This is a genomic window from Pseudomonas sp. BO3-4 (assembly GCF_034044115.1).
Classification (GTDB): domain Bacteria; phylum Pseudomonadota; class Gammaproteobacteria; order Pseudomonadales; family Pseudomonadaceae; genus Aquipseudomonas; species Aquipseudomonas alloputida.
This window is the reverse complement of sequence record NZ_CP139018.1, coordinates 4,561,418-4,576,029: the sequence shown is the minus strand read 5'-3', so window position 1 is coordinate 4,576,029 and position 14,612 is coordinate 4,561,418. Positions and strand designations below refer to the sequence as shown.

Annotated in this window: 10 protein-coding genes and 5 tRNA genes; 9 read left to right on the top strand and 6 right to left on the bottom strand. The window is 61.2% G+C overall.

The window, feature by feature from the left end; translation table 11 throughout:
- Window positions 1–90 precede the first annotated feature (90 nt).
- Complete coding sequence (locus REH59_RS21055) at window positions 91–1,302, bottom strand: pyridoxal phosphate-dependent aminotransferase (RefSeq protein ID WP_004575940.1); 1,212 nt, start codon at window positions 1,300–1,302, stop codon at window positions 91–93.
- A gap of 167 nt (window positions 1,303–1,469) precedes the next feature.
- Here REH59_RS21055 and msrB point away from each other — a divergent pair, with 167 nt between their 5' ends.
- Both msrB and REH59_RS21045 read left to right on the top strand, forming a co-directional pair.
- Window positions 1,470–1,865 carry a peptide-methionine (R)-S-oxide reductase MsrB gene (gene msrB, locus REH59_RS21050; RefSeq protein ID WP_003247101.1) on the top strand — a complete coding sequence of 132 codons (396 nt, stop codon included), beginning with the start codon at window positions 1,470–1,472 and terminating at the stop codon, window positions 1,863–1,865.
- A gap of 13 nt (window positions 1,866–1,878) precedes the next feature.
- Window positions 1,879–2,367, top strand: coding sequence for a glutathione peroxidase (locus tag REH59_RS21045; RefSeq protein ID WP_014859862.1), 489 nt, complete (start codon window positions 1,879–1,881; stop codon window positions 2,365–2,367).
- On the opposite strand, the gene REH59_RS21040 is transcribed toward REH59_RS21045, so the two are convergent.
- Window positions 2,357–4,714, bottom strand: coding sequence for a hybrid sensor histidine kinase/response regulator (locus REH59_RS21040; RefSeq protein WP_004575942.1), 2,358 nt, complete (start codon window positions 4,712–4,714; stop codon window positions 2,357–2,359). The genes REH59_RS21045 and REH59_RS21040 overlap by 11 nt on opposite strands.
- A gap of 204 nt (window positions 4,715–4,918) precedes the next feature.
- Between REH59_RS21040 and REH59_RS21035 the strand changes: the two genes are divergently transcribed.
- Both REH59_RS21035 and REH59_RS21030 read left to right on the top strand, forming a co-directional pair.
- Entirely contained in the window at window positions 4,919–5,806 is an 888-nt protein-coding gene (locus tag REH59_RS21035) for an ATP-binding protein (RefSeq protein ID WP_003247104.1), read from the top strand.
- Entirely contained in the window at window positions 5,807–6,289 is a 483-nt protein-coding gene (locus REH59_RS21030) for a GAF domain-containing protein (RefSeq protein WP_003247105.1), read from the top strand.
- A gap of 482 nt (window positions 6,290–6,771) precedes the next feature.
- Here REH59_RS21030 and REH59_RS21025 read toward each other — a convergent pair whose 3' ends face one another.
- Window positions 6,772–7,539 carry a hypothetical protein gene (locus tag REH59_RS21025; protein WP_014754096.1) on the bottom strand — a complete coding sequence of 256 codons (768 nt, stop codon included), beginning with the start codon at window positions 7,537–7,539 and terminating at the stop codon, window positions 6,772–6,774.
- A gap of 333 nt (window positions 7,540–7,872) precedes the next feature.
- On the opposite strand from REH59_RS21025, the gene REH59_RS21020 reads away from it, so the two are divergent.
- The 5 genes from REH59_RS21020 to REH59_RS21000 all read left to right on the top strand — a co-directional run bounded on the left by REH59_RS21020 (window position 7,873) and on the right by REH59_RS21000 (window position 8,434).
- Window positions 7,873–7,948, top strand: a tRNA-Glu gene (locus REH59_RS21020).
- A gap of 2 nt (window positions 7,949–7,950) precedes the next feature.
- Window positions 7,951–8,026 (top strand) — tRNA-Gly (locus REH59_RS21015).
- A gap of 92 nt (window positions 8,027–8,118) precedes the next feature.
- Window positions 8,119–8,194, top strand: a tRNA-Glu gene (locus REH59_RS21010).
- A 3-nt stretch (window positions 8,195–8,197) separates the two neighbouring features.
- Window positions 8,198–8,273: transfer RNA gene (locus tag REH59_RS21005), tRNA-Gly, on the top strand.
- Window positions 8,274–8,358: 85 nt separating this feature from the next.
- A tRNA-Gly gene (locus tag REH59_RS21000) sits at window positions 8,359–8,434 on the top strand.
- A gap of 167 nt (window positions 8,435–8,601) precedes the next feature.
- Here the strand turns inward: REH59_RS21000 and REH59_RS20995 are convergent.
- The 3 genes from REH59_RS20995 to REH59_RS20985 form a co-directional block, all read right to left on the bottom strand.
- Window positions 8,602–10,092 (bottom strand): hypothetical protein, encoded by a 1,491-nt coding sequence (locus REH59_RS20995; protein WP_240459534.1) that lies wholly within the window; start codon window positions 10,090–10,092, stop codon window positions 8,602–8,604.
- 64 nt (window positions 10,093–10,156) lie between these two features.
- A complete protein-coding gene (locus tag REH59_RS20990) occupies window positions 10,157–12,349 on the bottom strand; it encodes an autotransporter outer membrane beta-barrel domain-containing protein (RefSeq protein WP_128573621.1) in 2,193 nt (730 codons plus the stop codon).
- Window positions 12,350–12,537: 188 nt separating this feature from the next.
- Entirely contained in the window at window positions 12,538–14,547 is a 2,010-nt protein-coding gene (locus REH59_RS20985) for a hypothetical protein (protein WP_014859866.1), read from the bottom strand.
- Window positions 14,548–14,612 lie beyond the last annotated feature (65 nt).

Sequence of the window (14,612 nt, the reverse complement as noted above, 5' to 3'; positions counted from 1 at the left end):
ATCGAGCGCCGCGCGGGCGGCGCTCGATCTGCGCCCCACCACCACCCCCGCGTCGAACCTCTCGTGGCCCCCGGCGCCCCCCGTCGAACCCTACTGCGAATAACCCTTCAGGAAATTGCCGATCCGGCCAATGGCTGCTTCCAGGTCATCCACCCGCGGCAAGGTCACCACGCGGAAGTGGTCCGGCCACGGCCAGTTGAACGCCGTTCCTTGTACGATCAGCAGCTTCTCCGACAGCAACAGGTCAAGGGCGAACTTCTCGTCGTTGAGGATAGGGCAAACCTTCGGGTCGATCCGCGGGAACGCATACAGCGCGCCCATCGGCTTCACGCAGCTGACGCCGGGGATGTCGTTGAGCAGTTCGTAGGTGCGGTTGCGCTGCTCCAGCAGGCGGCCCGGTGGCAGCACCAGGTCGTTGATGCTCTGGTAGCCGCCCAACGCGGTCTGGATGGCGTGCTGGGCCGGCACGTTGGCGCACAGGCGCATGTTGGCCAGCATGTCGATGCCTTCGATGTAGCTGAGTGCGTGGTGCTTGGGCCCGGAAATGATCAGCCAGCCAGAGCGGAAGCCCGCCACCCGGTACGACTTGGACAAGCCGTTGAAGGTCAGGCACAGCAGGTCCGGGGCCAGCGAGGCGGTGCTGATGTGCACGGCTTCGTCGTACAGGATCTTGTCGTAGATCTCGTCGGAGAACACCACCAGGTTGTGCTGGCGGGCCAGCTCCAGCATGCCCAGCAGCAGCTCTTTGGAGTAGACGGCGCCGGTCGGGTTGTTCGGGTTGATGATCACCAGCGCCTTGGTGTTCGGGGTGATCTTGGCCTTGATGTCCTCAAGGTCAGGGAACCAGTCGGCCTGCTCGTCGCACAGGTAGTGCACCGGCTTGCCGCCGGCCAGGCTCACGGCGGCAGTCCACAGCGGGTAGTCGGGGGCCGGGATCAGCACTTCGTCGCCGTTGTTGAGCAGCGCCTGCATCGACATGACGATCAGCTCGGACACACCATTACCCAGGTAGATGTCCTCGATGGTGACGCCTTCGATTTCTTTCTGCTGGCAGTACTGCATCACCGCCTTGCGGGCACTGAACAGGCCTTTGGAGTCGCTGTAGCCCTGTGCGGTGGGCAGGTTGCGGATCACATCCTGAAGGATTTCATCAGGCGCCTCGAAGCCAAACGGCGCCGGGTTGCCGATGTTCAGCTTGAGGATGCGGTGGCCTTCCTCCTCCAGGCGTTTGGCGTGCTTGAGCACTGGGCCGCGAATGTCGTAGCAGACATTGGCGAGCTTGTTCGATTTGCTGAACTGCATGATGGGATCCCGATTGAGAAAACGCGCTACGCCCCGCCGAAAGGTTTGAAAGGGCAGGAAGCGGGTGCCAGACTGAACGCCTGGCACACGAAGCCAACTAATATACGTGCCACCCGCGCCCCGGAAAAGACGGTGTGGGGTGAAATTCAGCCTGCCGAGGTTTCTACATGAAAAAGATCGAAAAAACCCTGGACGAATGGCGGTCGATGCTCGACCCCGAGCAGTACCAGGTCTGCCGCCTCAAGGGCACCGAACGGCCATTCAGCGGCAAGTACAACAGCGAGCGCCGCGATGGCATCTACCATTGCATTTGCTGCGGCCTGGCGCTGTTCGATGCGCAGACCAAGTTCGACGCTGGCTGTGGTTGGCCAAGTTTCTACGCCCCGATCGAGGACAGCGCGATGATCGAGATTCGCGACACCTCCCACGGCATGATCCGCACCGAGGTCACCTGCGCCCGTTGCGATGCGCACCTGGGGCATGTGTTCCCTGACGGCCCGCCACCGACCGGCCTGCGCTACTGCATCAACTCGGTGTGCATCGACCTTCGTCCGCGCGACTGACCGGAGCCCGATCATGGCTGCAACGATGCTGAACATCCCCTGCGTGACCCTGGGCGGCGAGCACAAGACGCTGGGCGACTTCCCGGGCAAGGTGCTGTTGGTGGTCAATACCGCCAGCCAGTGCGGTTTTACCCCGCAGTACAAGGGCCTGGAGCAACTGTGGCAGGCCTACCGCGACCGTGGTCTGGTGGTACTGGGCTTTCCGTGCAACCAGTTCGGCAAGCAGGAACCTGGCGATGCGCGGGACATTGCGCAGTTCTGCGAGCGTAATTTCGGCGTGAGTTTTCCGCTGTTTCGCAAGGTCGAGGTCAACGGCCCGGGCGCTCACCCTCTGTTCGTCGAACTCAAGCAACGCGCCCCGGGTATTTTGGGTAGCCAGAAGATCAAGTGGAACTTCACCAAGTTTCTGGTCGACCCGGCCAGTGGCCAGGTCACGCGCTATGCTCCCTCCACCAAGCCACAGGCCCTGCAGGCGGACATCGAGCGTTTGCTCAGCCGCTGAAGGGCACCCAATGGTCAACCAGGGCCAGTAGCTCTTCGCGGCGGAATGGCTTGGCCAGGTAGTCGTTCATGCCCGCCGCCCGGCAGCGTTCGCGCTCTTCGGGCATGGCGTTGGCGGTGAGGGCGACGATCGGCAACTCGGGCCAGCGGCCGCTTTGGCGGATACGCCGGCTGGCCTCGTAGCCGTCCATCACCGGCATGTTGCAGTCCATCAGCACCAGGTCGAATTCCTCACGCGCCAGCAGCTCAAGGGCCTCCGCGCCCTGGGTGGCCAGTTGCACCTGGCAGCCGAGCTTGGCCAGCATGCCCTTGGCCACCAGCTGGTTCACCGGGTTGTCCTCTACCAGCAGTATCCTCGCACGGCCTTGCTCCTGGGTAATGGCCGGGATGGCCAGCGGGTGTTCGGGTTCATGGCCTTGCAAGGTGCGGCGCAGGGTCTGGTACAGGGCGTTGCGTGCCAATGGTCGGGCCAGCTGGTGCAGCGGGGCCAAGGCCAAGGACTGCTCGTTGGGCAGGAAATTGCCGTAGGCAGTCACCAGCAGGATTGGGGTTTTCAATGCCGGGCGCAGTTCGAACAGGTGCTCGACGTCGTCGGTGATCAACAGGTCGATCACTGCGGCATCCAGCGTGGCGCAACTGTCATGGCGCTGGTAGGTCAGGCCCCAGGCAGGCAGCAAGTGCTGCAACAGTTCATTGAGCCCGCTGCCGGCTGCGCTCAGTGCGGCCACGCGGCCATGCAAGGGCGCCGGCGGGATGGCTTCGGTGTGCACGGTCAGCGGCAACTCGGCGGTAAAACAGCTGCCAAAGCCCGGCTCGGAGCGAATGTGCAGGTGGCCCTGCATGGCCTTGCACAGGTTGCGCGTCAACGCCAGGCCCAGGCCGGTGCCACCGTACTGGCGGGTGATGCCGGCACCGGCCTGGGTGAAGGGCTGGAAGATGCGCGCCTGGGCGTCTTCGGGGATGCCGATGCCGGTATCCCGTACCTCAAGACGTACACCACCGACAATGGCCATCAAGCGCACATCGACACGGCCGAAGCGGGTGAACTTCAGCGCGTTGGACAGCAGGTTGCTGACGATCTGCCGCACGCGCGTGGGGTCGCCGAGCACGCTGCTGGGGAAGTCGCTGGCGATCAGGCAGGTCAGTTCCACGCTTTGCGCGGTGTTCTGCGACAGCAGGTTGGCGGTGTCTTCCACCATCGAGCCCATGTCGAACGCAATGCGTTCCAGTTCCAGCTGGCCGGCATCGAACTTGGACAAGTCGAGAATATCGTTCAGCAGCTCTACCAGCACCTTGCCCGAGTCATGGGCGATAGCCAGTTGCTGGCGTTGCTCGCTGGGCAGCGGGTTGTCCAGCGCCAGGGCGATCATGCCCAGCATGCCGTTGAGCGGGGTGCGGATTTCATGGCTCATGTTGGCCAGGAAGGCGGCGCGAGCCTGGGCCATGTCAAGCGCTCGGCTGCGGGCTTGTTCCAGCTCCTGGTTGGACAGGCTCAGGCTGCTGTTGCTGGCCTTGAGCTCGTTGGTGCGCGCCGACACGATGTCTTCCAGCTCGTTCAGGTACTGGGTCAGACGGTTTTCCGCAGTGCGCCGCTGTTCGATCTCGGTGGCCATGCTGATGAACTGCTGGTTGGCGACCTTCACCAGCACGCCGATTTCGTCATGCTCGTGTCCGTGTGGGCATTCCAGGCGCGTTTGCCGGGGTTTGCGCGGGTCGCTGCCGCTGAGTGCGCCAATCACCGTCACCAGCGGCTTGGTCAGCATCATGTAGAACAGCGCCAACAGGAGGCCGGTGAGCACCAGGCTGCGGGCGAACCCATTGAGCAGGGTGATGCCGGCACGGTCGAGAAAGCGGCTGCCGAAGGCGAAGGTGTCGATGTCCAGGTACAGGGTGCCCAGGTATTGCTCCGGCATGTGGGTCAGGTACAGGCGCTCCTTGAACTGGCGTTGCTCGCCGAACAGGAAGTCGCTGAGTGGCCGGGAGCGGTCCTGCAGTTTTGGCCGCTCGACATCGGCCAGCACCGTTTCGTTGTTGTCGATCAGCCGTGCGCGGATGACGGCCGGCGACTGCAGCAGGCCGCGGGTCAGCTCCAGCGCCAGTTCCGAGTCGATGTTGTAGGCGATGCGCGAGGCCGGGTTGTGGCTGATTTGCAGCAACGCGTTCACTTCACGGTTGATGGACGCGTCTTCGCTGGCATAATCGATGCCGATCTGGATGAGACTGAGCAATGTTCCCAGGATGAAGCCGACCAGGACTGTCAACCGGGCTTGCTTGTATGACAGGCGATTGGTGAACTTGATATCCATGAGTCCCGAGCCGGTTTCCCGTTCCTTGCGCTGCGCAAGCATAGCCGAATAGCCCCGGCTGCTGGTGGGTCTGTCTGTTCATTTCAGTTGATCGCCAAGCGGGGGCCGCTTGGCGCCCCTTCGCGGGCTTGTCCGCTCCCACAGGTACAGCTTAGCCCCAGGCTGAAGGCAAGCCCTGAGGGAGCGGGCAAGCCCGCGAAGGGGCGCGCAGCGGCCCCCAAAAAACTGAAATTGTTAGGAGTCGTCATGGACGCTCGCTTGATCGCTTTTCTGGACCGCGCCGAATCGGTACTGGCGCGCCTTGAACCCCTGTTGCCGGCACAACGCCCGCACATCGACTGGGGCACCACACTGGCCGCGCGCTGGCAGCGTGATGGCCGCAGCGGCTACCTGCTGCCGCTGGACGTCAGCCTGGATATCCGCCTGACCGACCTGATCGGCGTCGACAAACAGCGTGACCAGCTGGGCCGCAACACCCACCAGTTCATCAACGGCCTGCCGGCCAACCACGCGTTGCTGTGGGGGTCGCGTGGTACCGGCAAGTCGTCGCTGGTACGTGCCCTGCTGGCCGAGCACGCCAGCGCCGGCCTGCGCCTGATCGAAATCGAACGTGACCACCTGGCCGACCTGCCACGGGTGGTCGAGCAACTGCAGAAGCTGCCGCAACGCTTCATCCTGTTCTGCGACGACCTGTCTTTCGAAGCCGGGGAGGGCGACTACCGGGTGCTCAAGAGCGTGCTCGACGGCTCGCTGGAGCAGGCCCCGGACAACGTGCTGCTGTACGCCACCTCCAACCGCCGCCACCTGGTGCCCGAGAAGGAGAGCGACAACGAGAACTGGAAGCGTGTGGACGGCGAACTGCACCCCAGCGAAGCGGTGGAGGACAAGATTGCCCTGTCTGACCGTTTTGGCCTGTGGCTGTCGTTCTACCCGTTTACCCAGGACCACTTCCTGAACGTTGTCGAGCACTGGATTGGCCAGTTGGCACAACCTGCGGGCCTTGTGTGGCAGCGCACCGAAGCACTCGACATCCTCGCCGTGCGCTGGGCCACCGGCCGCGGCAACCGTAATGGCCGTTGTGCCTATCAGTTCGCCCGCTACTGGGTCGGGCTGCAATTGCTGGAGCAAAAGTAAATGATCGACCTCAATGCCAGTGGCGCCGGCCTCGACGGCTATAACCTGCTGGCGGCGCAAGTGCAGGCGCTGTTCGCCGACGAGCGTGACTTCATTGCCAACGCCGCGCAGTTTTCCGCGTTTCTGTATAACCAGGTGGACGACCTGAACTGGGCGGGGTTCTACCTCAACCGCAACGAAGAGCTGGTGCTGGGCCCGTTCCAGGGCCAGGTGGCGTGCGTGCGCATTCCGTTCAGTAAAGGTGTGTGCGGGGCTGCGGCGGCAACGCGGCAGACCCAGCGGGTTGAGGATGTACATGCATTCCCTGGCCACATTGCCTGTGACAGTGCCTCCAACAGCGAGCTGGTGATCCCGTTGGTGAAGGACGGCAGGTTGATTGGCGTGCTGGACCTGGACAGCCCGACGGTCGGGCGGTTCAGCGAGGCGGACCAGGTGGGGCTGGAGCGGTTGGCGGCGATCTTTCTGGCGTTGACTGACTGCTGATCGATGTTGCCTGTGCCGGCCTCTTCGCTTGTAGGAGCGGGTTTACCCGCGAATACGGTGGCGGCGGCAACGATGAATGACCAGGGATATTGGCCAGCAGACCCGGCCCTTTCGCGGGTAAACCCGCTCCTACATCGGCCTGCGCCCAACACCCGAAGTGGGTAAACCGCCGTGTTGGAGCGGGTTTACCCGCGAATACGGTGGCGGCGGCAACGGTGAATGACCAGGGATATTGGCCAGCAGACCCGGCCCTTTCGCGGGTGAACCCGCTCCTACAACGGCCTGCGCCCAACACCCGATGTGGGTAAACCGCCGTGTAGGAGCGGGTTTACCCGCGAATACGGTGGCGGCGGCAACGGTGAATGACCAGGGATATTTGTCAGCAGGCCCGGCCCTTTCGTGGGTGAACCCGCTCCTACAAAGGCATTGATACACCTGTAGCAGCGGGTTTACCCGCGAAGAGGCCGGTACAGGTTAACCAATCAGTCGTAGATCACCTTCTTCTTCCAGGTTTCTTCCTCATCGGTCTTGAGCCCATCGGTCAATTCGTTGTGCTCGTCTTCTGCCGGCGCCATGCGGTCCAGCACCTGGGCATTGGCCCGGGCCAACAGTTTCTCAAGATACGTCAGCTGCTCTTCATACACCTTCGGCTCGGGCTGCTTGCGCAAATACTGCACGCCGCGCTCGAAGGCCAGGCGCGCCTGGCCGGGCTGGCCTTTTTGCAGGGCCTGTTGGCCGAGGTTGTTGAAGAACTCTATATGCAGCAGCACTAGGACATGGCGGATTTCCTTGACCCAATGCTTGGCCTCGACAGCGGGCAAGAAGCCCTCATGGGCAGCGCGGGTCACCTGATTGTGCAGCGCCTCCAGCAAGAAGCGTACGTCCTTGGCCTTGATCTCGGTGTGGATCGGGTTGGGTGGGTTGTTGACCGGGATCTTGTCGCCCAGGGCAATCAGCCCTTCCAGTTCGGCGATGCGCGCCTTGAATTCGGCATTGTGCTTGTCCACCGCCAGCAGGCGCTGGTTGAGGTTCAGCTCCAGGCGGGTCAGCAGCAATTTGAGGGCCGGGGTCATGAACTGGCCGGGGAACGTCTCGGTGATTTCGCCACAGCGGCGCAGGCGGTCGGCGAGCTCGATCTTCGTCCGCGCGCGCTCAAGCTTGCCATTTTCGACCACATTGTTGAGGTAGCCGATCACGATCAGCAAGGCGATGCCCGCCACGATGAGCAGGGTGATCAGAAGTGGTGTCACCGTTAAAGCCTCATGAATAGGTTTGCATGATTGAGTGTAGGAGCGAGCTTGCTCGCGAGAGGCCCTGACAGCCATTCTCTTTTTCTATCGGCAAACTGTGCCATGACTGGATGCTGGCACATTAATGCTGACTTGACGCCAGAAAATCAACGCCAAACCCCAGCAGGCTTGCCAAAACAGCGCTGGGTGTACCCGGAAGTCATTGATTTAAATAAATTTCTACAAAGGGGTTGACGCCTTCCCGAACCATCCATAGAATGCGCGCCACTTGCAGCGTAAAGCACACAGCGAAACGCAGCAGGGAGTGAAAGCAGGCAGTAATGCCAGCAGCGTGTCCCCTTCGTCTAGTGGCCTAGGACACCGCCCTTTCACGGCGGTAACAGGGGTTCGAGTCCCCTAGGGGACGCCAGTGCGGGAATAGCTCAGTTGGTAGAGCACGACCTTGCCAAGGTCGGGGTCGCGAGTTCGAGTCTCGTTTCCCGCTCCAGTTTCTCCGGCACTGCTTAACGGCGGGGCAGGAAAAGAAAATCCAGGCTGAATCGTGAGGTTCATGTTCTGGTGCACTGAAAAGTGTTGTGTGTCCCCTTCGTCTAGTGGCCTAGGACACCGCCCTTTCACGGCGGTAACAGGGGTTCGAGTCCCCTAGGGGACGCCAAATGCGGGAATAGCTCAGTTGGTAGAGCACGACCTTGCCAAGGTCGGGGTCGCGAGTTCGAGTCTCGTTTCCCGCTCCAGTTTAAATACTGTGGCGTCTATGCGGTGCAGTGGTGGTGAGGGCTGTAAAGGCGCTTCACGCCGAACGTGTTAAAGCTTCAAATTGCGGGAATAGCTCAGTTGGTAGAGCACGACCTTGCCAAGGTCGGGGTCGCGAGTTCGAGTCTCGTTTCCCGCTCCAAATCAAGATTTACAGCCCTCTGCGGAAGTCTGTAGATCCTCGAAAATAGACGCTTCGGCGTCTTTTTTCGTTTCAGTCAAAGCCATCGGGATCCATGGTCATCCCGACATTTGGCTTCAACTGCAAAAAACGCCACTCTTTCGGGTGGCGTTTTTTTTTGCATCGGGCTACGGCTTGTCTTCCAGTTGGGCTGCCGCATCGGGAAATTTCAACCAGCTCAGCTTATCGTCGAACGACACTTCAACCGACACCCGGAACTGATAGTTGATTGCCAGCCTCAACAGTTCGGTTTTCGTGACGGTACCCAGCACCATTACGCCCGTTTCGCTGGGTACAGGCAGCGCGGTGGCTATCGGCAGCCTGATTTCCCGAGTGACGTTGCCGCTTTCCACCCCGTCGATCCAGGCGTTGACGAATTGCGACGTATGCCGGAACGGCCAGCTTTCCAGGGTAAAGGTGGTGCTTTCGCCCAGTGTGCGCAGGTTCAGTGCGCGGTTGCGGATATCACTGCACTGCACGATTGGCAGTCCTTCGATTTTCCGCACCGTGACATAGTGCGAAGGCGAGGGGGGCACGTCAGGCTTGTCGATTTGGTAATACAGTTCCACCCGGCCGTTCATGTGCGGCGGCACATATAGGCTGGGGATCAGGTATTCAAGTGCGCCTGGCGATATGGGCGTGTTGGTGGAATAACCGCCGAGCGTCCCGGGTTGGCCCCAGAATACGGTGACAGTTTCATTCGGCCTGATGTCGGCATCGTCGGGTATGACGAATGTGACGCCGTCGGATGCATTGCCAGGTTCCAGCGTGCTTTGGTAATCGCTGCCCTTCGCCTCCTTGATGTGTGGCGGTGGCAATTCGCGTGGTGGCGGGGAAGGGTCGGACTCCAACGCGACCGCTAGCGCACGCTGGGGCTGCGTGCCAGCGCGGTCCTGCACTTCATAACGCACGTAACGCGTGCCGTTGCCGGACTGGCGAATAAAAGCGCCCGGGAAGGTCAGTTCGAGCGGTTTGCTGGTGCCTCGCGGGCCCAGTGTTTCGATGTGCTCCTGGGTCAATGTCATCATGTCGACCATTTCCTGCCCGGCACCGTTTTCGCTGTAAAACCACTTCACGACATCGCCTGGCTCCGCACCAATGTACGAGGGGACTGTGCAGACGAGCTTGTCGCCGTTGGCCGCGAGGTACTCCTCGGTGACACCTTCGCGAATAACGTAGTCGGGAAGCATCAATCGATCATCTGTGGGGAGCAGCGGCGCGGTCTTGTCGATGTAGATATCCAGTGGCCGTGAAGACACATGGGTATCGTTGTACAGCGTGACTGCGTAGTGCAGGCGGTGCGTGCCTTCAATAAGCTTGTCGACCGGTACCAATATGAACAGCTCTTCAGGTTCGATTGGCTTGCTGAAGGTCTTCTTGTCGACCAGTACGTCATTCCAGTAGAGGAAAAGGTATTCCTCATCTATTTCCGGGTGCGAATTTGCCCAGGGGTGGAACTCTACCCGCAGGGGGGAATAGGTTGCCCGGAACTCGACCGTGTTGGGTCTCCCCCCTTCAACATCGGGCACCACGCTTGGTACGGTTGGATGGACAAGAGGGGCCGAGTCCAGTTCAGGGGTTGGAGTTCTGCGGTTACCGGAGCGCTTGTTCTGTGTCATCGTCCTTCTCCATGTGTCACGCATGAATGCAAAAGGGAAGGCGCATTGGCCTTCCCTCGTTTTTTCACCAGTTGTAACGGGCGCCGACGCTCACGCCCCATGGCTGTTCAAGCTTGCTGCCATGGCTATAGTCGAAGTCGGCGTGGGCCTGCCATTTTTCGCCCCAGGCGACCGTCACCCCTGCACCGAGTTCACCGCGCGAACCGGCCAGGTTGTTGCTGAAGCGGTTGTCGTTGACCTTCACCTGGTTGTCGTTGACGAACTCATGAACTGCCGCCACCCGCAGGTAAGGTTGCACGCTACGGCCTGTGCCCGCGCTGAAGGTGCGCCCGACCGAGGTACCCACTTTGCCCAGCAGCGAGTGGGTACTGTTGCTGTTGGCGCGCATGCCGTTGTCCAGGCTGTAGTCCTTGCCCTGGACCACGAGCCCGGACAGTTGAGCGAACGGTTCGAGGAACCAGTCGTCGGCCAGGTTCAGATGACGCCCCACCTCCAGCGAAACGCCAGCACCCAGGTTGCTGTAGTCACCCTTGGTCTTGCTGCCGTCACTCAGGCGCACGTCGGCCTGGTTGCGGAAACGGTTGATGCGCGCCACGGTGTCGATGTAATAGCCGCTTTCGGGATCGAGCCAGGTGGCGTAGGCACCGGCATGGTAGCTGTCGACGCTGGCCGAAGAGCCGCGAGCGAGGTTCAGGTCGGAATTGCTGTAGCCGGCCGTGATCCCCACCAGCCAGTTGCCGTCGCCAGCTGCCAGGGGCGCATCTGCGCCGATCGACAGGCCTTGTTGCTGTTGCTGGTACGCCGCGCCAGACGTCGCCGAGACATTGAACCGGTTACCGTAGCTGCGTACCCAGCCACCGGCCTTGCCAGGGTTGCGGCGCACGTCGCCCATGCGGCTGCGCAGCACGCCGAGCTCGCCGTACCAGATGGTCGGCACGACGTTGGCCAAGGCCATCACCGTTTGTGTGCCGGGGCTGACCGTACGGGTGGTCCCGTCCAGGTACCAGTCGTTGTCGCCGCGTTGCACCAGGTCGTAGGAATAGGCTCCCAGGTCCACGGAGCCACCCAGCAGCGAGAATTGTGAATCGCCAGCAGCGGCATGTACCACATGCAGGCTGTTGTCCGTCAGCGGATCGTTGCCGCTGGCGCTGATCAGCAACTGGTGGTTGCCGCTGGCGGTGCCCGTCACGTCGAGAAAGTCCGACTGCGAGGTGCTGAAATCGGCTTCCATGATGAAGGTGCCGTTGCCGGTGAGGTTTTCTACGGAAAGGGTAAAGAATTCTCCTGGCCCGCCGAAGCGCACGGCACCGTCATCCAGAGACAGGTCGGTCACCTGGCTGTTGTCGACCAGGGTCCATTCGCCGCCGCTGTTGATTCCCAGGCTTGCAACGTTATCCAGCCGGCCTTTGAGGGTGGCGAAGTTTTCCAGCAGCACGTTGGCGGTGCCGCCGCTGGCGGCGACGATATCGCCCAACAGGTGGCTGTTGTTGACACGCAGGTTGGCGGCAGCATCCTCCGCCACCTGCAGCAGCACGCCGTTGCCGCCACTGAGGCTGGCACCGTTGATGACGTCGATCTGCGCCGATGCTGCAAAGCCGGCCCCTCGGCCGACAGCAATCGCTGGCCCGTTGCGTCCCTCGATCAGGCTGTTGTCGACCACCAGCGTAGAGCCGCGGCCGTCGTCCTCAAGAATGCGCGCGCCATAATTGCCGCCGCTGATGGTGCTGCCGTCCCTGGCAATCAGGGTGCCGGCAACCAGTCGTGCGCCCTCGCTGCTGGCGCCCGTGCCGCGTAGTTCGCTGCGCTGCAGTTCGGCAGAACTGGCATTGATGGTCGCGCCTTGTACGCCGCCTTCGATCACGCTGTCGTTGATCAAGGCGCGCGAGCCGTTACCCGTCCCTGCGGCGCTCAATGCCAGGCCACGGGCGTCACTGCGGATGGTTGAGCGGTGTACGGTGGCACTGGCACCATTGAGCGCCAGGCCATTGCCATTCGATTCAGCGGTGACCTGGCTATCCGACAGGTTCACGGTGGCGCCCGCCTGGCCGGCGATCTGTAACGTCGTCGCCCCGGTGGCTGTCAGAACGGCCGGGCCGATCACCCGGTAGCTGTCGAGTGTGCTGCCGGCATCCAGCTGAGTATCGGCATCTATGAGGGTTTCTGCCCAGCAGGCACTGGCGAAAAACAGCGGGCCTGCCAGCACGAGATGGGCGGGTGGTGAACAGTGGCGAAGGGTGTGAAAAAGGCGGCTCGGCATTCAGGGAAAACCTCGAAGTGAACAAATTTTTGTAAGACCGTTCTTCTTTTCGTTGGAGAACAATCCGCATACCGCGAGGCTAAGCGCGTTAAGTCGCAAAAAATGTAAGGAAATTCCTACTCTTTAATGGAAAATTCCTGCAAGTTGATCGGCAGCGGACGATTGCCAACGCCGCTGCCGAGGCTTACTCAAGGTGGGGTCAGGTCACACGAGCCCCCCGTACCCTGATCGGCGACGCTGATCCTGTTGGCCGTGGTATTGGAGGTAATGGGTGGCTGCGTGTTGATGATGTAGCTCACCTCGGCCCGCCCGCCCGACGGCGCGGCGTCATAGATGGGCTTGATGTGCTGATCGTACGGCTCGACTCGCGTGACGAAGCCGTTCGCGATCTGCTCGGCGTTCAAGGTCACAGTCCAGGTTTTCTCGACGCCATCGATCAGGTTGCCATCCACAATTTGGTCATACACCACCCAGTTCAGTGTCATGGTGGTGTTTGGTGGCACATTGAAGCGGCTGCAGGGCGGTACCTGCACCCTGATCGCCGGGGCGGCGGAGGGGTCATCAGGGTCCCAGAGGGATTGGCAACTCAGCCAGAGCCGATCCGTTAAACCCTGGAACTCGAGATTGTCGGCCGTCATGTCGATGGCCGATACCTCTACGAACTGTGGAAGCGACTCCTGTTCATTGAGCGCGTTTTCGTCGCCCCTCACGGTGTAATGCACAGGCAGTCCCAGCTTGTTACCTGCAGCCTCGATATAGCTCCACGGAATCGTGACGGACTTGTTGGTACCGGGTGCCTCATCGACAACCCAGCGTGCCGGGGTCACCTGCGTGCCGTCCCAGTAGAAGTCCACTACCTGGGGGGCTGCGGCGCCCTCGAATACCGTGAAGGTCAGCGTGGCGTCTTTGCCACGGTCGGCCGGAGGAATGAGGTTCGTATCGCCGCTGAAACTGGTGATTGTGGGGGCGAGCATCTTGTCGTTGACCGGGTCCGGCCAGTCGGGGTCGGGGTCAGGGCGTTCCGGGCCAGCAACGGAAAAGTCGACAGCGAAGTCATCGGCCGCCGGTCCATAGGCGGCGTGGCCACGTAGCACCTGGTAGCTGACAGGGGTCGCTACCTCCCCGGAAGCCTTGCCGTATTCGTTTCGCAAGATATCGCTGGTTACGGATATCGATATAGGGAATCGGCGTGAGCCTACCTGTTCAGCGATCAGGGGCGTGGTGCCCCACTTGATCGCGATCTTGTCCTCTTTGCGGTAATTGGTGTAAGCCGGTATGTCCACCTGCACACCCGCCTGTGCATCTTTCAGGCTCAGTACGCCGTCATCTGCCGCTAGCGGCACCTCTGGCGGCAGCAGGTCCTTGGGCTCTGGTGTGAGCACCACATCGACCGTCGCCGGTAACCGGATGCGACTGCGGTTCTGGGCTTTGTCGAACAGGTAGTAGACGATGTAGAACCTGCCATCACCCAGGCTGCGTACCACATCTGCCGGAATGGTTATCTTGCGGTCGTCTGTGACGGTGCCATCGACGACAGGGTTATCGTAGTCCGCATTTTCTTCAGGCCATTCCTTCAGATAGAACGCCTGGTAGGTATCTTTGGATGCACGTTCCGGGTACTCAGGTATACCCAGTTCAATGCCGGCCTGGTGGTTGGTCAGGTAGGCTTCGTTGATGATCTCCGTAGGCGCGGTCAGCGGGGGAGCAGGCTCATCCCCCCAGGGCGGAACGCTGTCGCAGATCAGCTCGATAGGGTGCGAAACATATTGGTCGCCCTTGTGGTCGATGAGTTCGTAGCGAATCCACAGTTTGCCATTGCGTGGAATGGACGCCTGGGGAAAAGCCAGTGCTAACGGAAAGTCTCCTGGCACGAGGGGTGGGAGGAACTTTTCGACAGGGCCAATGGCACTGAAGGTGTTTTCGGCGCCAGTCAAGGTGAACTGCAGCTGTAACGTCGAGTAGTCATTTGGATCATTGCCCGGTGGCAGGTCAGACCATGCGGGGATCTCGACGGTCAGGTCGGTTTTCAAGCGGTCTTTGTGCAGCGTGCCATCGTCACTGTCGATGATGCCTTGGACGTTAGGGGCGGTCACCGGTAATGGCGCTGCCTTGACAGGGGCATCTTGCAAGTTCAGATACTTGCGCCGGGCTTTGGTGGTGCGGTCATGTTGCTGCGTGCTGAACGTTAGTGGTTTCATTGTTGTCTCCAACAAATATGCCTGCCTGAGGTGTTGAACTGCAGTGACGGGGTTTGTGTTTCGGT

Coding starts and splice junctions, on each gene's coding strand:
- REH59_RS21035 (WP_003247104.1), top strand. CDS start 4,919: ATGGACGCTCGCTTGATCGCTTTTCTGGACCGCGCCGAATCGGTACTG.
- REH59_RS21030 (WP_003247105.1), top strand. CDS start 5,807: ATGATCGACCTCAATGCCAGTGGCGCCGGCCTCGACGGCTATAACCTG.
- REH59_RS20995 (WP_240459534.1), bottom strand. CDS start 10,092: ATGACACAGAACAAGCGCTCCGGTAACCGCAGAACTCCAACCCCTGAA.
- REH59_RS21040 (WP_004575942.1), bottom strand. CDS start 4,714: ATGCTTGCGCAGCGCAAGGAACGGGAAACCGGCTCGGGACTCATGGAT.
- msrB (WP_003247101.1), top strand. CDS start 1,470: ATGAAAAAGATCGAAAAAACCCTGGACGAATGGCGGTCGATGCTCGAC.
- REH59_RS21045 (WP_014859862.1), top strand. CDS start 1,879: ATGGCTGCAACGATGCTGAACATCCCCTGCGTGACCCTGGGCGGCGAG.
- REH59_RS20985 (WP_014859866.1), bottom strand. CDS start 14,547: ATGAAACCACTAACGTTCAGCACGCAGCAACATGACCGCACCACCAAA.
- REH59_RS20990 (WP_128573621.1), bottom strand. CDS start 12,349: ATGCCGAGCCGCCTTTTTCACACCCTTCGCCACTGTTCACCACCCGCC.
- REH59_RS21055 (WP_004575940.1), bottom strand. CDS start 1,302: ATGCAGTTCAGCAAATCGAACAAGCTCGCCAATGTCTGCTACGACATT.